The following is an 18,104-nucleotide window of genomic DNA, read 5'->3' as shown; positions in this document are numbered from 1 at the left end:
GGTTGGGTATTCCTTCTAATGATGGGGCAAAGGCTAAGGTCAGCCTTCGGCTTTTTCCAGCTTTTCCAGCGCTTTCATCCAAAGATCTTCGGCGCGGTCCTGGGCATCGCGGACTTCGGCATATTTCTTCTGCCAGACTTCCATTTCGCCAAGTTTTTCGCCCTCATAGAAAGCCGGGTCCGCCAGTTTGGTTGCCAGCTTGTCTGCCATCTCGTTGAGTTTTTCGACCCGCTGCTCTGATTTTCGAACTTCGGCGCGCAGGGCCAGAATTTCGTCGCGGCTGGCTTTTTTAGCCACGGGTTTGGCTTTTGGTTTTCCACTGGCCGGTTTGTCAGAGGTGAGCAGCAGTTTGCGGTAGGCCTGAAGGTCATCCTCATAGGGCTTCACTGTGCCATCCTTGACCAGCCAGAGGCGATCGGCCACCAAAGTGAGCAGGTGCATGTCGTGGCTGACCAGAATGACCGCGCCTGTATAGGCGGTGAGCGCCTCAACAAGGGCCTCGCGGCTCTCGATGTCGAGGTGGTTGGTCGGTTCGTCAAGGATCAGAAGATGTGGCGCATCCAAGGTGGCAAGCAACAGAGAGAGGCGTGCCTTTTGGCCACCTGACAAGCGGCCCACTTCGGTTTCCGCTTGCGCGGCACCCAGGCCAAATCCAGCAAGTCGCGCACGCAGGCGCGCCTGTCCTTCCGCAGGGCGCTCGCGCATCAGGTGCTGGATGGGAGACTCTTCCACGTAAAGCTCATCCACCTGATGCTGCGCAAAGAAGCCGATGCGCAGCTTGGGTGAGGTGGTGAATTTGCCTCCCATGGGATCAAGTCGGCTGGACAATAATTTTGCGAGAGTCGACTTACCTTGACCATTTTTGCCCAGAAGTGCGATGCGATCATCCTGATCTATGCGCAGATTCAGGTTTTTGAGCACAACCGTTTCGCCGTAGCCGGTCGATCCACCTTCAATCGCGATGATGGGCGGGGACAGTTCTTCGGGCTTGGGAAAGGTGAAGACCACACGTGCTGCATCTTCAGGCGCTGTGATCGGCGTCATCTTTTCCAGCATTTTCACGCGGCTTTGCGCCTGTTTGGCCTTGGACGCTTTGGCCTTGAAGCGATCCACAAAGGCTTGCAGGTGTTCGCGCTGCGCCTGCTGCTTTTTGGCGGCTGCAGCCTGAACCGCACGTTGCTCGGCGCGTTGGCGGGCGAATTGGTCATAGGGGCCGGTGTAATAAGCCAGCTTGCGTTCATCCAAATGCAGGATTGCGCCGACGGAGCGGTTCAGAAGCTCGCGGTCGTGCGAGATGATCAGAACGGTGTGTGGGTATTTGACCAGATAGTTCTCCAGCCAGAGCGCGCCTTCGAGATCGAGATAGTTGGTCGGCTCGTCAAGCAGCAGGTAATCTGGCTGCGAAAAGAGCACAGCCGCCAAGGCCACACGCATGCGCCAGCCGCCGGAGTAGTCAGAACAGGGGCGCAGTTGATCTTCGTGATCAAAGCCAAGCCCCTTTAGGATAGAGGCGGCACGGGCCTCTGCGCTCCAGGCGTCGATGTCGCTCAGGCGGGTCTGAATTTCGGCAATGCGGTCTGAGTCGGTGGCGGTTTCTGATTCAGCCAGCAAGGCCGCGCGCTCAGTGTCGGCCGCCAACACCGTGTCGATCAGTGACACCTCATTTGAGGGCACCTCCTGCGCCACACCGCCGATGCGGGCGCGATGGGGCAGTGTGATGCTGCCACCTTCCAGAGACAACTCGCCGCGGATCAGGCGGAAAAGGGTGGTTTTTCCAGCCCCGTTGCGGCCAATCAAACCCACTTTGTGGCCGGTGGGAATGGTCGCAGAGGCGCCTTCAAACAGAGGGCGGCCTTCGACGGAATAGGAGATGTCAGAGATCTTAAGCATGACGCGGGTTTGGCGCAGTATTACGGCGGCGTCAATCATCGCTTTTCAAGTCGTTAATCGCGTGCTATCGGAGCGACAATTCGAATGCGGGGCGGGCGTGGTGCTGGCCCCAATCTTATATGGAGAAAAGAGACATGGCTCTGGAACGCACCTTCTCGATCATCAAGCCTGATGCCACCCGCCGCAACCTGACCGGCGCAATCAACGCCAAGTTCGAAGAAGCTGGCCTGCGCATCGTGGCGCAAAAGCGCATTCACCTGACCAAAGAGCAGGCAGGTGTGTTCTACGCGGTGCACGCAGAGCGTCCTTTCTACGACGAACTGTGCGAATTCATGGCATCTGCGCCAATCGTGGCACAGGTTCTGGAAGGTGAAGGCGCAATCGCGAAAAACCGCGAAGTAATGGGCGCAACCAACCCAGCAGACGCAGCACCAGGCACCATCCGCGCCGAGTTCGCTGAATCCGTTGGCGAAAACTCCGTACACGGTTCTGACGCACCAGAAACCGCAGCGGTAGAAATCGCATACTTCTTCTCCGGTCTGGAGCTGGTGGGCTAAGCATTGCCCCGGGGCGAGATTATCGCCACTATGAATTTACGGATGGGTCGCGGGAATGCCGCGGCCCATTTTTTGTTCTGAGAGGGTGCTGATGGACGTTTGGAAAACAAAGGCGCGGGAAACGGTTTTTGAGGCTGCGCCTTATGTGAAGGTTGCCAAAGAAACGGTGGAGCTGCCCGATGGGCGTTTGATCGATGATTTCTATTAATTGGAGCTGCGGTCGTTTGCGCTGGTTGTGCCGGTTATGGACGACGGCCGCGTGATGATGTTGCGACAATACAAACATGGGCCGCGCAAAGTCTCTGTCACCTTTCCGGCGGGTTTCATTGATCCGGGTGAGGGGCCGGAGGCAGCAGCACAGCGCGAGCTGATGGAGGAAACCGGTTTGGCGGTTGGCACGCTGACCCCTATGGGCAGCTATGTCGACAATGCCAATCAGAAAGGATGCGAAGGCCACTACTTTCTTGCGCAGGGATGTCGTCGGGTTGCCACGCCTAATGCCGGTGATCTGGAAGAAATGCAGGAAGAGCTTTGGACGATAGAGGAGCTGGATCGCGCCATGTTGAACGGTGATCTGGCGGTGACGCATCATGTGGCGGCCTGGGGCATGGCGCGCCTTCGGCTCTAGCGTTTTTCGATCACGCCGATTTTGTTGAGCATGTCTTCGAGTTCCGAGCGACCCTTGTCATGGGCGCGGGCCTTGAGAGCATCAAAGCGTTTGCGCAGGGCGTCTTTCTCTTTGCCTTTGCAATCGTTCCAAGGGCGGCCTTGCAACCCCATCACCAGGACATAGTAACCGATGAAATGAGGCTTGGTGCCGGTCTTTAGCAGACGGGCATAGGTTTCATCGGCCCCCAGCGCCCTCAGCTCTTCAGCGGTGTGAATACCAGCGCGGGCGCAGGCTTCTTCATAGGCCGGGCCGAGGTTGCGGATGGAGGAAATCGGGTCTGACATGGCCCAACCATAAGGTGGGACCAAATCGTGAACAAGAGGGGATGTTAGATCATCGCCCAGTCAGTAAATTTAGCATCCGCGTTTGGCGCAGGTTTTGCTGCAGAAGCAGGGCTTTGTGACTGCTGTGCGTTCTGTGAGGGGTGCTGTGATTCAGGTTTTGATGTGGCCATGATCCTGCTCCTTTTGATCTAAGTGTCTGATCTCTTTTGGTGTGCCTGTGATCCAATCCTGGGCACAGGCGTTAGGTGTCTCCTAACATTGCGCCGCAATGTGCGAACGGAAGGCTTGCTTTGAGGCAAATTCATGCCCTTTCAGGTGGATTTGAGTAAACTTTGGGCGCGCTTTGCGTGTTTGATAGGAAGGCTCGCGGTCTGAGCCAGTTTGCGACTCTGCGGGATTGGCCAGCGGGTGTTGGAGCTTCACATCGAGGTAGGTAATCTTTTCCTTGATGAGCCCGTTTTCAAAGACGAGCACATCCAAGGCCGCGAGAATAACCGACGCCTCTGAATTTGTTTGCCGCCGTGGATCGAGTGGCACGACGGTTTTGGCATCAACTGTCAGTTCGTGTTTGAGAACCGCATAATTGGCGCCAGAGAGAATGGTCTTACGGCCGGTTTGCTTTGGCGGAGCTGCGGCATAGAGCGCAGCGAGTAAGGCGTTCAGGCTGTCGTTGTCCTGCGCGGGATTGATGCCAGCTGCGACCAGACGAAAGGCGGTGTCCTCGGGTTGGAGGGCGACAAGGGCGTCCATGTCGTGGCTTGCCCAGCTTGAACCGTAGGTGGCCAGCAATGTGGCGAGATCCTGTTTGGCTGCGGCACTGGCCGAGAGCGTGGAGAGTGTGGCGGCAAGGGCGAGGGTGGCCGGAAGCGTGAAGAAGGCACTTGGGGCTGTCCTGGACATGTCGCAATTCCTTTCGCGCAAAGAAGCGGTTGCGCCGGGATGCTCATGTGCCAAGGGATTTTAGGTGGCTCTCATCAGGGTGCGGCACTGGGCGCGGCGTATCTCCATGATAGGAACAGGCCGCGCTGCATCTGAATGTTGACTTCGGTCATGCAGACGACAGTTTCGGACAGGAACGCCTGTCGCGCAGGGCAAATTTGGCCGCGACGGTTTTGGCCAAGACGCTGCAGTGCAACGTCTTGCAGAGCATATTTGATGGGGCTTGGACGCCTTAAAGCTTCACGATTTTGATCGCAGATCCTTTGGCAGCGAGGGCAACTTCGCCTGTGCAAAGACGCAGGGCGTCCGCGCCAAAGACCTCATGCCGCCAGCCATGCAGCGCGGCAACATCGCGGCCACCGGAGGCCAGAGTATCCAGATCAGCGGAGGTCGCGATCAGCTTTGGCGCCACACCGGAGCTTTCGGTTTTGGCTTTCAGAAGCACGCGCAGAAGATCAGCCAAGGCCGGGTTGACCTGTTGCTTGTCGTCACGTTTGGGCAAACGTGGCATCTCATCAGACGGGCAAGACACCCCCGCTTTGACCGCGGCGAGAATGCCATCAGCAATGTCACCCTTGCGCGCTTCGCGCAGCAGCAGGCGGGAGCGGCCCAGATCCTGCATATTGCCGGGTTTGGTTGAGGCCAGTTCCACCAGAGCGTCGTCTTTGAACACGCGGTTGCGTGGTACGTTGCGCTCTTGCGCATAGGCTTCGCGGAATTTTGCAAGCTCGCGCACGATCGCAAGGAACTTGGGCGAGGTGGTGCGGGTCTTGACCCGTTTCCACGCATTTTCCGGATCAATAATGTAGGTCTCCGGACGGGTGAGCATCTGGATCTCTTCTTCCACCCAATGGGCGCGGCCGGTCTCTTTCAGCTTGGCAGCAAGGAATTCGTAGATTTTGCGCAGATGGGTCACATCTGCCAGCGCATAGGTTTTCTGCGCTTCGGTCAGCGGACGGCGGGACCAGTCGGTGAAGCGGGAGCTTTTGTCCAAGCCCTGTTTTGCAATCTTGCGCACGAGGGTCTCATACCCAACCTGCTCGCCAAAGCCGCAAACCATGGCTGCAACCTGCGTGTCAAACAGCGGGTTCGGGAATACACCAGCTTCAACAAAGAAGATCTCAAGGTCCTGACGCGCGGCGTGGAAGACCTTGACCACAGAGGTATCGCGGAAGAGCTCATAGAGCGGATCAAGGGAGATGCCATCCACCAATGGGTCGACCAGAACCGCCTTGTCCTCTTCGTCACCGGGCATGTCGCTGGGCACAGCGAGTTGAACGAGACACAGCTTGGAGTAGTAGGTGCGTTCCCGCAGAAACTCGGTGTCGATGGTAACGTAGGGGGCCTTGCGCGCTATTTCGCAGAACTGCGCAAGCTCTTCAGTGGTGGTGATGGTCTTCATAGGTGGCGTATCTTCTTCGTCCGTATTGCCGTGCTCTTCTAACCAGCACTAAGCAGAAACATAGGGGAAAGCAATTCACCAACCCTTAAAGCGTGAAGGGTGTGGTATTTCCGGCGGCGAAACGGCGCAGAGCGGCGGGATAAAGCCGGTGCTCCTGTACCAAAACGCGTTCCGCGAGAGTTTCGGGGGTGTCGTCTGGCAAGACCGGCACACGCGCCTGGCCCAGAATTGGACCGTCATCCAGCAGAGGCGTGACCATATGCACAGTGCAGCCATGTTCCGCATCGCCCGCTTCGAGCGCACGCGCATGTGTGTGCAAGCCTTTGTATTTGGGCAGCAGGGACGGGTGAATGTTCAGCATCCGGCCTTCCCATGGAGCGACAAAGCCTTCGGTGAGCACACGCATGAACCCGGCCAGACAAAGGATGTCCGGTTGGACCTTATCAAGCTCTGCCTGAAGCGCCGCCTCAAAAGCCGGGCGGTTGCCCTTAAACGGGCGGTGGTCGACGGAGATGGTTGGCACACCCATGGCCGACGCTTTGGCAAGACCGCCAGCATCGGCGCTGTTGGCAAGCACCAGAACCGGCTCTGCCTCATGACCGGGTGCGGCCATGTCCTCCAGCAGGCGGACCATATTGGATCCGCCGCCGGAGATAAAAATCGCAACGCGTTTTTTCACAGAAGCGATCCGCTGTAGGTGACGCCTTCGCCTTTGGTCACGGTGCCAAGGGTATAAACGGTTTCACCCTGCTCGCGCAGAAGCGTCGCAAGCGCATCGGCTTGATCCGCTTCCACAGACAGGATCATGCCCACGCCGCAGTTGAAGGTCTTGAGCAGCTCAGCTTCATCCATGCCGCCGGTTTTGGCGAGCCATTGGAACACAGGAGGCAGCTCCCAGCTGGAGAGGTCAATCGCACCGGCCAGACCTTCTGGCAGCACACGCGGCAGGTTTTCGGTGAGGCCGCCGCCGGTGATGTGGGCCAGAGCATGCACGCCACCTGCGCGCACGGCGGCCAGCGCCTGTTTCACATAAAGACGGGTTGGCGCAAGCAGCGCAGCACCGAGGGTCTGGCTGTCATCCCATGGGCAGGTGTCATCCCAGCCAAGGCCGGAAACCTCAACAAGCTTGCGCACAAGGCTGTAGCCGTTGGAGTGTACGCCGTTGGAGCTGAGCCCCAGAAGCACATCGCCCTCTTTCACGCCGGCCGGCAGGTCTGCTCCGCGTTCCATCGCGCCAACAGAGAAGCCCGCAAGGTCAAAATCGCCCGCTTCATACATGCCGGGCATTTCTGCGGTTTCGCCGCCGATCAGAGCGCAGCCGGACTGGTAGCAGCCTTCTGCGATGCCTTCGATGATGCGTGCGGCGGTTTCGGTTTCGAGTTTGCCGGTGGCAAAATAGTCGAGGAAGAACAGAGGTTCAGCGCCCTGACACACCAGATCGTTCACGCACATGGCGACCAGATCAATGCCCACGCCGTCAACATTTCCGGTGTCGATCGCAATGCGCAGCTTGGTGCCCACACCATCGGTGGCCGCGACCAGGATCGGATCGGTATAGCCTGCGTCTTTGAGATCAAAGAGCGCGCCAAAGCCTCCAAGGCCAGCCATCACGCCGGAACGTGTTGTACGTTTCGCAGCGGGCTTGATGCGCTCCACCAGCGCGTTGCCTGCGTCGATGTCCACACCTGCATCTGCGTAGGTGATGCCGTTTTTGCCGTCGCTCATGGGGCGTGTCCTCTCAATCAATACTTGGCGCGTTGCTTAAAGGATCACTTGGGTAAAGGGAACCATGGATTGCACCGTCTGCGCTAACAGACGGTGCATCTGAGTATTTAGGCGCCGTATTGCCACGGAGCTGCCTGATAGCTGAAGCCGTTCGCCGATTTTTGCACCTTGCCAAAGCCCGGGAAATCCAGATGCGCGCCGGTGACCAGCAGGTTGTCTGCAACCGCGCGGTCAAACATCTGCAGGCGGGTGTCGACGGTCTGTTTCGGATCTCCATCAAAGGCGAGGGTGAGGCCCGGATTTGCGAATTGCAAGGCGGTCATGTGCACGATGTCGCCCCAGAACAGCAATTGCTCACCGCCGGATTGCAGGAGGTAGCCGGTGTGCCCCGGCGTATGTCCCGGCAGGGGCAGGGCGACCAGCCCCGCCAAAGGCTCCTGTTCCTTGGCATGAAACAATAGCTGATCTGTGTAGGGCGCCAGACTGTTGCGCGCCATCTGGAAGAAGCCGCGGCTGCCCTCAGGCACACTGGTCATGATGGCGTCATCGTGCCAGAAGTTATATTCGGTCTCAGAAACAGCGATCTGCGCATTGGGGAAAGCGGCGCTGCCATCAGTGTTGAGCAGCCCGCCAGCGTGGTCAGGGTGCATATGGGTCAGCGCAACGGCGTCGATGTCCATGGCAGACACCCCGATGGCCTCAAGGGCTGCGCCCATCGCGCCAAGCGTGTCTCCCATCAGATTGGCTGAGCCCGCGTCGATTAGGGTTTTTCTGGCGCCTTGTTCGATTAGAAAGGCATTTACAGGAATGCGGACGCCGCCCGACTGGAGCGTTTGCTGCGCGTCTGCCAGTGCAGAGGAAATGGCTGGTTCGTCAAAATCAGACAACAGCCCCGGTGCGGCGTCGAGATAGCCATCCAAAAGCGCCGTCACGGTGGCCTCTCCGACCGTAAAGCGCACAGTGGCTGGCAAGGCTTTGGCGGTGGGGCCTTTGGCGTGGAGTACTTTCGGCAGGCTGATCAATGCGGGGGCTGCCAATGAGGACATGAGGAAACGTCTGCGGGACAAAGACATAAGGAACTCCGATATCGTTCACAGGGGTTAATTCGCCAGCTTGTGCTGGTGATGATGAAATAGCACTGCTATTCTGGCGCAGTACCGGGCTGCGCCTGATAGTTGATATAAGAGATGCTAATACTATGGATCGTCTGGGACTGCTGGAGACATTTGTGAGCGCGATTGCTGAGGGCAGCTTGTCTGCGGCGGGGCAGCATCGGGGGATCACCCAGTCTGCGGTGAGCCAGCAGATCAGGCAGTTGGAGGCCGCCATGGGTCAGCAGCTTTTGCACCGCTCACCCAATGGGGTTTCTGCAACGCGGGCAGGGGTGCTGGTTTGGGAGCATGCGTTGAAGCTCCTTGAACGCCATGATCTGATGCTGGCGGAGCTTGATGCGCTTGGCAGCGAGGTTGCGGGAACCTTGCGGATCAGCGTGGGACATTTTCTCGGGCGAGAGGTATTTGGGCCGGTTCTGATCGGGCTTGGGAACGAGCACGCCGAGCTGGATATTGTGCTGAAGCTCGAAGACCGTTTTGTGGATGTGGTGCGTGAAGGGTATGATCTGGCCATTCGTGCCGGAAAGCTGGGTGAAACCTCAGGCTACGGCCGTAAGATTGCGGCGTTGGAGACGGTGTTTTTTGCAAGCCCAACCTATCTGGATCAGCATGGCCGGCCGGAGAAGCCTGAAGACCTCAAGCGGCTCAAGTTCATTCAGCACCATGAGGACAAATCGCTGGGCTCGTTTTCAGTGACGCGGGACGGGATCGAATATCAGGCTCCGGTCCGGATCGGGTTTACCGCGGATGATCCCGACATCATTTTCAAAGCTGTAAAATCAGGGGCTGGCTACACGCGGGTCGCGCGCATGTTGATCCAGAAAGAGCTGGATGACGGCGTGTATGAAGAGATTCTGCCGGGCTTTGCTGCGCCGACAAAAGATTTGTTTGCAGTGACGCCAACGCGGATCATTCCGGGCTCCAAGATTGAGCTGGTGATCAATACGTTTGTTGAGAAATTAGCCGCGATCCACAGGCAGGCGGTCGCGGCGAACACGAATAACAAACTGACCGCTTGACGCCGTCTTTGGCATTTCATAACCAAGCATCAGGCGGGCCTGTAGCTCAACGGTTAGAGCAGAGCGCTCATAACGCTTTGGTTGCGGGTTCAAATCCTGCCGGGCCTACCACACACCGCCAGTCTCTCCCAAGCATCTGACACGGAAAACCTCTGCTAAAGGCGAAATGCCTTTGACGTGAGGATGTTAGCTGCCGCGCCTTTAGCGTGCGCGGCGATCCAGGGTGTTGTTTGCTGCAGCCACGCGAATGGTGCGCACGCCTGCCATCTGCTGATCCGTCAGCACCACCGCGGTGGTGATCTCACGTGTCAGATCCGAGCCGCCAAGGATCGGGTTCTCGGGTGGGATCGCCAGAAAATCAAGCGTCAGAACGCCACCTTCCACGCCGCCGTCGCGGGCAATCAGGCGGGCATCATGGGTGCCATGCACAGAAGAGACGCCAACCGCCATAACAAGCTGGCCCTCGGTCACGCGGTGCACCTCGACATTGGAGACCTGCGTTACCGGCTGCCCGACGTAGGCGACAATCTCGTCGCGGGCAAAGATCGAGCGGCCGCCTTCTTCCTCCGCATCGGGAATCAGCGGGTTGCCTTCCACGACTTGGTTGCTTTTGCCGCTGCCATCAAACCAGTTGACCGGGTTGAGGCGGGATTGGCAGGCGGTCAAAGCCAAGGTGGAGGTCAGCAAAATCAGGACTGGAGTGCGCATCGATAAGCCTCATTCTTTGACACCATGGGTTATCCTATTCGTATTGGCTTGAAAAGCATGGATAGCGGGGCTGGACCTTTTGTGACTGTCCACTTAGGTGAAAGACAGACAGAAGGAGAGCCGACCCTATGGCTGCGCAAGCGTTTGAAGACATTGTCGAAGACTTCGAGTTCATCGAGGATTGGGAAGACCGCTATCGCTATGTGATCGAGCAGGGCAAGGATATGGCCCCGCTGGATGAGGCGCTGCGCGTGCCGGCGACCAAGGTGGATGGCTGCGCCAGTCAGGTTTGGCTGCATCCCAAGATCGAAGACGGTGTTTTCAGCTTTGAGGGCGCAAGCGACGCGATGATCGTGAGCGGTCTGATTGCGGTGTTGCGCAAACTCTACAACGGGCTGTCGCTGGCTGAGGTCTTGGCGGTGGATGCCCGCGCAGAAATGGAGCGGCTGGGGTTAAATGAGCATCTGTCTTCGCAACGTTCCAACGGATTGCGCGCGATGATTGAGCGTATCCGACTTGTGGCCGGTGAAGCAGCCTGATCCTTTGAGAGCGCCCCAAAAGGGCGCTGCCTCCGGCGGGGATATTTTTGGCAAGAGGAAGCCTGCGGGCTAAGACGCCGCGTGTCGCGATTTGCTGCGATAGTGGTTGAGAATGTAGAGGCGGATGGCTGTGGCAAGGCCTGCTTCCAGATCGCGATCTGCGTCAATTTGCGCTGCCAATTCGTTGATTGGAATTGATTTTTCCTCGGCGATCTCTCGGAAGGCGCGCCAGAAATCTTCTTCCAGGGAGACGCTCGTGCGGTGGCCGCGCAGGGTTAGCGAGCGTTTTTGAGGGCGGCTCATTCCGGATCTTTGCTACGTTCTTTGCCGTCCAAGTCCCGCTCGGATTTTTCCGCCTGCGCCTCTTCCAATTGCTTCTGCGCCTTGGTGCGACCGAATTTCACAGCGTTTTCGTCTGCCTGCGTTTTTTGATCGGCGCGTGCGCGCGCTTTGCGGAATTTGTTCAGGTTGATAATCTCGGCCATGAACCCAAGGTATCGTGGCGTGCCTGATTTGCATAGAGGCCTTTGCGTTTGATCCGAAACGCTTTTTGCAAGCTTTTCAGAGGCCCATCACATCGAGAGGTTTTGCGCAGGCCAAGCCGCCATCGGTGGCAAAGACCGGCGAAGAGGCGAGGGACAGGCCGCCAAGCACAAAGATGATCAGCAGAAAGAGTGGGGGAAGAAATTGACGTTTCATAGGGCGCTCGTTGGTCAGGATATGGAACTGATACGGGTGCGGCCATGAATTCCGTCGCTGATATTTGACATCTCCAAAAGAAAAGGCGGCCCAAAAGGGACCGCCTTGATTTTGTTATGTCTGAGAGATCAGTCTTTGGGGCCGATCATTTGCTCTGGGCGCACAACGGCGTCAAAGGTTTCCGCGTCCACAAAGCCAAGCGCGATGGCTTCTTCTTTGAGGGTGGTGCCGTTTTTATGCGCGGTTTTGGCAACGGTGGTGGCGTTGTCATAACCGATGGTTGGCGCCAGAGCGGTCACCAGCATGAGGCTCTCTTTCATCAGCTTGTCGATGCGTGGCTCGTTGGCCTTGATGCCGTTGAGCATACGTTCGGTGAAGCTGTCGGCCACGTCACCCAGAAGCTGCATGGATTGCAGCAGGTTGTAGCTCATCATCGGGTTGTAGACGTTGAGCTCAAAGTGGCCCTGAGAGCCGGCAAAGGTCATCGCGGCGTTGTTGCCCATCACATGCGTGGCGACCTGTGTCATCGCTTCGGCCTGTGTTGGGTTCACTTTGCCCGGCATGATGGAAGAGCCTGGCTCGTTTTCCGGCAGGATCAGCTCGCCCAGACCGGAGCGTGGGCCGGAGCCAAGGAAGCGGATGTCGTTGGCGATTTTGTACATTGCGCCAGCAACAGTGGCGAGCGCGCCGGACATGAAGACCATGGCGTCATGGGCCGCAAGTGCTTCAAATTTGTTGGGTGCAGTCACGAAGGGCAGGCCGGTGATTTCGGCCATGTTGGCCGCCACAGCTTCGCCCCAGCCTTTCTGGGTGTTCAGGCCGGTGCCAACGGCGGTGCCGCCTTGTGCCAGCTCATAGATGCCCGGAAGCGCCGCTTCGACACGCGCAATGCCCTGGCGGATCTGGTGGGCGTAGCCGCCAAATTCCTGACCCAAGGTGAGTGGGGTCGCGTCCTGGGTATGGGTGCGGCCAATCTTGATGATGTCCCTGAACTCTTCGGCTTTCGCCTCAAGACCTTCGGCCAGTTTGGTGAGGCCGGGCAGCAGCACGTCGCGCACGGTCATTGCAGCCGCAATGTGCATTGCGGTTGGGAATGTGTCGTTGGAAGACTGACCCATGTTGCAGTGATCGTTGGGGTGTACCGGATCTTTGGAGCCGATCACGCCGCCGAGGATTTCGATCGCACGGTTTGCAATCACCTCGTTGGAGTTCATGTTGGACTGGGTGCCGGAGCCGGTCTGCCAGACAACCAGTGGGAAGTTGTCGTCAAACTTGCCTGCAACCACTTCGGAGGCTGCCTGGATCACCGCGTCTGCGATTTTCTCGTCCAGCTTGCCGGTGGCCTTGTTCTGCATAGCGCAAGCTTGTTTGATCACGCCAAGCGCGCGCACGATGGCGACCGGCTGCTTTTCCCAACCAATCGGGAAGTTCATGATCGAACGCTGGGTCTGTGCGCCCCAATATTTGTCAGAAGGAACTTCCAGCGGGCCAAAGCTGTCGGTTTCGGTGCGGGTATCTGCCATCGTGACCTCCGGTAAAATATGTCAGGAGTGTCATAGCGGAATGGGGCCAAAGTGCAATACAGTATACCGTGGGATACCGCTAACGCAGCCCTGAAACTTCAAGCAAACTGGTGCAAATTGGCAAAGCCCGCGACGATTGGCGCGGTGAGGCGCTATTTGCGGAAGCTGTCCAGGGAGACAACTTCGGCGTCTTTGCGGGGCTCTTCGACAATCTCTTCGAGGTTGATTTCCTCAGGCAGCTCGTCGAGCTCTTCATCTTCCAGCTCGTCCTCCTGCGTTTCAAAGCGCAGGCCAAATTCGACGGACGGATCCACGAAGGTCTTGATGGCGTTGTAAGGAATGTACAGAGGCTCAGGTGAATCGCCGAAGTTCAGCGTGACCGCAAAGCCTTCGTCAGAGACTGTGAGATTGTCATACCAATGCTGCATCACCACGGTCATTTCGCCAGGGTAGCGGTCTGCCAGCCATTCGGCGATCTCCACATCCGGGTGCTGTGTGTCAAAGGTGATGAAGAAGTGGTGCTCGCCCGGAAGTCCATTGGATTGCACATCGGTCAGAACCGTCTGGATCAGACTGCGCATCGCGCGGTGCATAAGGTTTCCGTAGTCGATGGTTCCGGACATGGGCTAGCTCCGATGGTCTACAATTCCGACAATAGCTCATTGAGCGGGAAACGAAAGATGATGCATGTCAAAAAGTGCATCATATCCAACCCAAAGCTGTCGCGCTTGCGGCGCTGATAAACAGTGTTGTGAGGAGTGGCAACCGAAGGGCGAGCAGAGCGACGCCCGCGAGGACACAAAGCAGCGCGGCTTGCAGGTTAAAACTCGTTAGAACGGGCAGGGGACCAAAGCCGGTTTGCACGGTTTCTCCAAACAGCAGATTAAGCGTGAACCACAGGCTCAAATTGAGGATTACGCCAAGAACCGCTGCGGAGATCAGGCTGAGGGCGTGGCTGAGGCGCGGCTCGGATAGGATGCGTGCAACATGAGGGGCACCTGTGAATATCCAGAGAAAACAAGGGATAAAGGTGCACCAGAGTGCTGTCAGCCCAGCGGCAAAGGCAAGCCATGGTCCGCCCTGCAAAGCGCCGGAAAGGGTTGCGACAAATTGGGTGACAAGAATCAGCGGGCCGGGAGTGGTTTCGGCAAGGCCGAGCGCATCCATCATCTGATCGGTCGACAGCCAGCCGAAGTCTTGCACCACGGTCTGCACCATGTAAGCGAGTAAGGCATAGGCGCCGCCAAAGCTGACGACCGCCAGTTTTGAAAAGAACAGCGCGACGTCTTTTAAGAAGCCCCCCTGCATCCACAGAAAGAGTACGGGAGCGACCCAAAGGCTGCCCCAGACCAGGATGGCCTTGAGCGATGTTATGATGGGATTGCCGCTGGATGGTGTCGGGCTTGCCGCGACATGGGTGCTGTCTTTGGACGGGATCAGAAAGCCGATTGCCGCAGCGATGAGAATGACCGCCGGAAAAGGCAGGAGAGCTGAGAAAAGCGCCAGAAAGCTTACCAGTGCAACGGCGGTATTTAATTTGTTTGTCAGCACCTTGCGTGACAAACCTAACAGCGCTTGCAGGATGATCGCTACCACGGCGGCTTTGACACCCACAAAGGCGGCAGCAACCAGAGGCAGGTTGCCATAAGCGGCGTAACCGGCTGCAAGGCAGAAGATTAGCGCCGCACCGGGCAAGACAAACAGGCTGCCAGCGATGAGGCCGCCAAGAGTGCCGCGCAGCTTCCAGCCACAGAAAGTGGCGAGCTGCATGGCCTCGGGGCCGGGCAAAAGCATACAGAAGGAGAGGGCGCCAAGGAACTCGCGTTCCTCAAGCCAAGGGCGACGCTCGACCAGTTCCTGATGCATCAAGCTGATTTGCGCCGCCGGACCCCCAAAGGACAGCAGACCTATGCGTCCAAAAACGCGAAAAAGTTCGGAAAGAAGCGGTGTCTGTGACATGCGCTCATGGCTAGCGACGCGGGTCACAGATGCAAGAGATTCGTTTCAGTCTTAGGCGACCTTTTGTCCGGTCAGACAGAGCGCGATGGTTTGCTCTGGCAGAAGCCCAAGCTGCTGAAAAAATCCAACCATATCAAAGTTGTTATAGGCCTCGACCATAACTTTGCCCTCAAAGCGGACAAACAGCTGGCCAAAGCCTTTGATGCGATCGCCGCCGGTTGGGTTGGCGATGCTCATGGTCCAGAGCGCAGCGGCCCAATCGCCATCGTCCATCACCTTGTCTACGGTCACGATCGGATCCTCGACCAGCGCCAAATACATGGTCGCCATTTCCCGGAAGTCGTCAGGGCCGACGCCAAAGCCGGGAAGAACCCCTTCGGCGGTGCTGTCCGGACGGAACATCTCGTCGATGGCGTCCATATCTTGTTCGATCCAGACCCGACGAAACCAGTCCTTGATGATTTGCTGCTTGTCCACAGTCATTGTTTTGAACCCTACTTTGTTATCCCCACGAGCACGCTAGGTATTAAAGAGTAAGTGAAAGGTTAAAAAATTAGATCAAAAGGTGGCGAAAATGTGTTTTTTGCGCCTGACACCGCCTTTGAAGATCTAAGTTCTTAGTAGCCACTCGCCAAGGTTGAGCCATTAACCAATTTCACGTTGGATTCCAAAGCTCTCGTCAGGTTTGTGGGTAGTGTCTTAACCTAAATTAGGTGCAGGTTTCTGTTGCCAGGTACCTGCGAACCCCGCCTGAAGCTGCAAGCGTCAGGGCTTAAAGTTCGGTGTTAGGCACTGCTTACGCAGCGACTGCTACCGGTGCACGATTGTCATTTGCAATTGTACGATTTTCGCCGATAACGGTGGCAGACAGCCGAGACAAAGCTAACTTCTTTAGACGTCCGTCGATCCTATTTCGTCCCCATGATCCCCAAATGAAGGATGTTTGGTGGAGACGCCGGGTACCGCCCCCGGGTCCGATCCGTTTATTACAAGCGCGTTTATGTCCATAGTCCCCGAGGAGACACCCTTTAGATAGTCTGGAGCCGTTGCGTGTGCAAGCGGGTGTTAACGAGTTTTTTCTGCGTCGGTATTGCGTCTGTATTGCGGCTGTATCGCGGCGGTGCGAATTTCGGTCGACTGAATTGTGTTAATCGACCGTGCGTTGCAGCCGCCGCTGGCCAACTAGGCCGCGTAGGACGCATCCCAGAAGGCGCGCTCCAGTTTGGCGGCGCGCAGAAACAACGCCTCCACTTCTGCTTTGGCCTCATCAGACAGCGTTGCCCAAACCGCATCCAACTGGCCACGCAGATAGTCCACCACGCCTTCGAAGCCTTCGCCCGCGTGCAGGGTGATCCACTCGGCAAAATAGAACGGCAGATCCTCTTTGGGCGGGTTCACCGGGGTGGCCCAGCTGAGGTAGACCCATTCAGCGACCACGAGCACCGCCAGCATCAACTCATAGCGGCCGGAGGCCGCGGCCTCTGCCATCAGCGCGATGAAACCTTCGGTGGGGGCAGCGGGCGGCGGGGTCTGGGCGGCTTCGTCCATGCCCAGCGCCTCAAAGGAGCGCAGGAAGTAGGTGTTTTCCGGACCTGTGACCAAGGCCAGAAACTGCGCTGCCGGAACAGAATCAGAGAGTGACGGCGCATGGGCAATGGCGCTGGCCAAGAGGCGTACAAAGCCGTCGATGAACTGGTAGTCTTGCGCCAGATACCAGCGCATTTTGTCCAGATCCAATGTGCCCTCTGCAAGCTCTGCGCAAAACGGGTGGGTTGTGGCGGCGATCCAGTCTTCTCCGGCAAGCTCTCGCAGATGATCAGTGGGGCGCATGGGGGTCTCCTGTCCGTCGGGCGTTTTGCCCGTTTTGGCGGAGAAAAGCGTTTGACGCGGCAAACCGCAAGCAGGTTTTAGCGGCGACGGCGCGGGCGGCGTATGCGAACGTCCCAAAGCACCCAGAGGGTGATTGCAAGTACGGCTATGCAGGTGAGCCATTTTGAAACCGTGCCCATGGTGCCTTCGATCAGCAGGGCATGCACCACGGTGGAGATCACGATGATCAGGGCCAGCGTGTTGTGCAGGATCGACCAATGCAGAAACCGCAGCGGCAAACGCTGGCGCAGCGTGACCAGCAGCGCGGTTATGATCAGCCCATAGAAGGCAATCGCGCCGTAGACGGAAAATGGCGTAGGCGCGACCAGCAGGAGCGCATCCAAAGCATCCGGCGGGCTGGTCAGATAGAGCCCTCCGATGTGTACGGCCACGGCGATCAGGATCAGGCTGCCCGTGGCGCGGTGCCAGAGACGGGCGCTGCGCGGGCGCAGGCCGGGTAGCTGGTTGGCCGCCAGCAAAGGTTGCACAAAAAACAGCAGCAGCGCGATGATGCCCGCAAACCCGGCCAGGATATAGGCGAGGTTGCGATAGGCAAGATAGGGGCTCTGGGCGGCTATGATCAGCGGCAGCAGCAATGCCAGACCCAGCGCACTCCAGATGAGCGCGGCCTTGCCAGGCGTGGCTATGGGCTTCTCTGTCACTTCTGCCATGCTAGGCAGGCTGCAGCACAAAATCGACGGTGAGCGAGGTGTCTTGCGCGCTTGGCATCACGGGACGCAGGAAGAGCGTTTTATAGGCCCCGTCGTCATAAGCGAGATGGGCATGCGGCTCTCCGAAGTTTGGCACGATCTGCTCCATCTCCAGACTGTAGCTGCCGTCTGCGCGGGTCAGTACCGAGCCGTGATTGCGCGGCTCTCGCTCTCCGCCAAGTGTGGTTGCGGCCCAGATCTGGATGCGGGTGTTGGCGACCGGTGCGCCGTTTCCAGCGCGCAGAACGGTGCCGGAGACAATGAAACCTGAGCCGAGACGATCCACCAGCGGCGCATTGGGGCGGTAATTGTTTGAGCCGCCGCGCATGGTTTGGGTGGGTTTCAACCCTGCGGCCTGCGCGGGGGACACAAGGCCTGCCGCCATTGCAGTGCCAGCAAGACCCGCCCCGATGAGAAAGCGGCGGCGGTTGTAGTAGGGGGTATTCATGAGGAGGCTCCTTTCTCGGAAAGAACAGGTGCGGTCCTCAAAAGTGTGCCA

Annotated in this window: 23 protein-coding genes, 1 tRNA gene and 1 other RNA gene; 5 read left to right on the top strand and 20 right to left on the bottom strand. The window is 57.9% G+C overall.

Annotated elements, in window-relative coordinates; all coding sequences use genetic code 11:
• Positions 1–39: 39 nt before the first annotated feature.
• Entirely contained in the window at positions 40–1,890 is a 1,851-nt protein-coding gene (locus tag ACO07T_RS14350) for an ATP-binding cassette domain-containing protein (protein WP_422050512.1), read from the bottom strand.
• Positions 1,891–2,024: 134 nt separating this feature from the next.
• On the opposite strand from ACO07T_RS14350, the gene ndk reads away from it, so the two are divergent.
• Together ndk and ACO07T_RS14340 are read left to right on the top strand one after the other, a co-directional pair.
• Positions 2,025–2,447 (top strand): nucleoside-diphosphate kinase, encoded by a 423-nt coding sequence (ndk, locus tag ACO07T_RS14345; protein WP_209062611.1) that lies wholly within the window; start codon positions 2,025–2,027, stop codon positions 2,445–2,447.
• A 208-nt stretch (positions 2,448–2,655) separates the two neighbouring features.
• Positions 2,656–3,075, top strand: coding sequence for an NUDIX hydrolase (locus tag ACO07T_RS14340; protein WP_422049976.1), 420 nt, complete (start codon positions 2,656–2,658; stop codon positions 3,073–3,075).
• Here ACO07T_RS14340 and ACO07T_RS14335 read toward each other — a convergent pair.
• The 7 genes from ACO07T_RS14335 to ACO07T_RS14305 form a co-directional block, all read right to left on the bottom strand.
• The gene (locus tag ACO07T_RS14335; protein WP_209062617.1) at positions 3,072–3,401 is read right to left on the bottom strand and encodes a TfoX/Sxy family DNA transformation protein; all 330 of its coding nucleotides are present in this window, start codon (positions 3,399–3,401) and stop codon (positions 3,072–3,074) included. The genes ACO07T_RS14340 and ACO07T_RS14335 overlap by 4 nt on opposite strands.
• A 44-nt stretch (positions 3,402–3,445) precedes the next feature.
• The gene (locus ACO07T_RS14330; protein WP_422049975.1) at positions 3,446–3,571 is read right to left on the bottom strand and encodes a hypothetical protein; all 126 of its coding nucleotides are present in this window, start codon (positions 3,569–3,571) and stop codon (positions 3,446–3,448) included.
• Between the two features lie 82 nt (positions 3,572–3,653).
• Complete coding sequence (locus ACO07T_RS14325; protein ID WP_422049974.1) at positions 3,654–4,301, bottom strand: hypothetical protein; 648 nt, start codon at positions 4,299–4,301, stop codon at positions 3,654–3,656.
• A gap of 271 nt (positions 4,302–4,572) precedes the next feature.
• Positions 4,573–5,742: a ribonuclease D gene (gene rnd, locus ACO07T_RS14320; RefSeq protein ID WP_422049973.1), complete on the bottom strand. Its 1,170-nt coding sequence runs from the start codon at positions 5,740–5,742 to the stop codon at positions 4,573–4,575.
• An 85-nt stretch (positions 5,743–5,827) separates the two neighbouring features.
• On the bottom strand, positions 5,828–6,421 hold the full coding sequence (purN, locus tag ACO07T_RS14315) for a phosphoribosylglycinamide formyltransferase (RefSeq protein WP_422049972.1): 594 nt from the start codon (positions 6,419–6,421) through the stop codon (positions 5,828–5,830).
• Positions 6,418–7,467, bottom strand: a complete 1,050-nt coding sequence (gene purM / locus ACO07T_RS14310; protein ID WP_422049971.1) for a phosphoribosylformylglycinamidine cyclo-ligase — start codon at positions 7,465–7,467, stop codon at positions 6,418–6,420. The genes purN and purM overlap by 4 nt, the downstream gene beginning before the upstream one ends.
• Before the next feature lie 107 nt (positions 7,468–7,574).
• Positions 7,575–8,540 carry an MBL fold metallo-hydrolase gene (locus tag ACO07T_RS14305; protein WP_422049970.1) on the bottom strand — a complete coding sequence of 322 codons (966 nt, stop codon included), beginning with the start codon at positions 8,538–8,540 and terminating at the stop codon, positions 7,575–7,577.
• A 125-nt stretch (positions 8,541–8,665) separates the two neighbouring features.
• Between ACO07T_RS14305 and ACO07T_RS14300 the strand changes: the two genes are divergently transcribed.
• Both ACO07T_RS14300 and ACO07T_RS14295 read left to right on the top strand, forming a co-directional pair.
• Positions 8,666–9,598, top strand: a complete 933-nt coding sequence (locus ACO07T_RS14300) for a LysR family transcriptional regulator (protein WP_422049969.1) — start codon at positions 8,666–8,668, stop codon at positions 9,596–9,598.
• 35 nt (positions 9,599–9,633) lie between these two features.
• A tRNA-Ile gene (locus ACO07T_RS14295) sits at positions 9,634–9,709 on the top strand.
• A gap of 90 nt (positions 9,710–9,799) precedes the next feature.
• On the opposite strand, the gene ACO07T_RS14290 is transcribed toward ACO07T_RS14295, so the two are convergent.
• On the bottom strand, positions 9,800–10,306 hold the full coding sequence (locus tag ACO07T_RS14290; protein WP_209078881.1) for a hypothetical protein: 507 nt from the start codon (positions 10,304–10,306) through the stop codon (positions 9,800–9,802).
• A 128-nt stretch (positions 10,307–10,434) separates the two neighbouring features.
• On the opposite strand from ACO07T_RS14290, the gene ACO07T_RS14285 reads away from it, so the two are divergent.
• Complete coding sequence (locus tag ACO07T_RS14285) at positions 10,435–10,845, top strand: SufE family protein (RefSeq protein WP_209062633.1); 411 nt, start codon at positions 10,435–10,437, stop codon at positions 10,843–10,845.
• A 69-nt stretch (positions 10,846–10,914) separates the two neighbouring features.
• Here ACO07T_RS14285 and ACO07T_RS14280 read toward each other — a convergent pair whose 3' ends face one another.
• The 11 genes from ACO07T_RS14280 to ACO07T_RS14230 all read right to left on the bottom strand — a co-directional run bounded on the left by ACO07T_RS14280 (position 10,915) and on the right by ACO07T_RS14230 (position 18,053).
• Positions 10,915–11,148 (bottom strand): ribbon-helix-helix domain-containing protein, encoded by a 234-nt coding sequence (locus ACO07T_RS14280; RefSeq protein WP_422049968.1) that lies wholly within the window; start codon positions 11,146–11,148, stop codon positions 10,915–10,917.
• Positions 11,145–11,330, bottom strand: a complete 186-nt coding sequence (locus ACO07T_RS14275) for a DUF4169 family protein (RefSeq protein ID WP_209086585.1) — start codon at positions 11,328–11,330, stop codon at positions 11,145–11,147. Before ACO07T_RS14275 ends, ACO07T_RS14280 begins: the two co-directional genes overlap by 4 nt.
• Before the next feature lie 76 nt (positions 11,331–11,406).
• Positions 11,407–11,544: a hypothetical protein gene (locus ACO07T_RS14270; protein ID WP_422049967.1), complete on the bottom strand. Its 138-nt coding sequence runs from the start codon at positions 11,542–11,544 to the stop codon at positions 11,407–11,409.
• 128 nt (positions 11,545–11,672) lie between these two features.
• On the bottom strand, positions 11,673–13,067 hold the full coding sequence (gene fumC, locus ACO07T_RS14265; protein WP_422049966.1) for a class II fumarate hydratase: 1,395 nt from the start codon (positions 13,065–13,067) through the stop codon (positions 11,673–11,675).
• Positions 13,068–13,219: 152 nt separating this feature from the next.
• Entirely contained in the window at positions 13,220–13,690 is a 471-nt protein-coding gene (locus ACO07T_RS14260) for an SspB family protein (protein WP_209062642.1), read from the bottom strand.
• 79 nt (positions 13,691–13,769) lie between these two features.
• Complete coding sequence (chrA, locus tag ACO07T_RS14255) at positions 13,770–15,026, bottom strand: chromate efflux transporter (protein WP_422049965.1); 1,257 nt, start codon at positions 15,024–15,026, stop codon at positions 13,770–13,772.
• A gap of 51 nt (positions 15,027–15,077) precedes the next feature.
• Positions 15,078–15,509 (bottom strand): ester cyclase, encoded by a 432-nt coding sequence (locus tag ACO07T_RS14250; RefSeq protein WP_422049964.1) that lies wholly within the window; start codon positions 15,507–15,509, stop codon positions 15,078–15,080.
• Between the two features lie 229 nt (positions 15,510–15,738).
• Positions 15,739–16,088, bottom strand: a transfer-messenger RNA (tmRNA) gene (gene ssrA / locus ACO07T_RS14245).
• A 120-nt stretch (positions 16,089–16,208) separates the two neighbouring features.
• Positions 16,209–16,856, bottom strand: coding sequence for a TenA family protein (locus ACO07T_RS14240; protein ID WP_422049963.1), 648 nt, complete (start codon positions 16,854–16,856; stop codon positions 16,209–16,211).
• Between the two features lie 77 nt (positions 16,857–16,933).
• Entirely contained in the window at positions 16,934–17,566 is a 633-nt protein-coding gene (locus tag ACO07T_RS14235; protein ID WP_422049962.1) for a ferric reductase-like transmembrane domain-containing protein, read from the bottom strand.
• A 1-nt stretch (position 17,567) separates the two neighbouring features.
• Positions 17,568–18,053 carry a twin-arginine translocation signal domain-containing protein gene (locus tag ACO07T_RS14230; RefSeq protein ID WP_422049961.1) on the bottom strand — a complete coding sequence of 162 codons (486 nt, stop codon included), beginning with the start codon at positions 18,051–18,053 and terminating at the stop codon, positions 17,568–17,570.
• Between the last annotated feature and the right edge of the window lie 51 nt (positions 18,054–18,104).

Source organism: Shimia sp. (assembly GCF_965227725.1).
In the GTDB taxonomy this organism is placed as follows: domain Bacteria; phylum Pseudomonadota; class Alphaproteobacteria; order Rhodobacterales; family Rhodobacteraceae; genus Shimia.
This window is presented reverse-complemented; position numbering and strand designations above follow the sequence as displayed.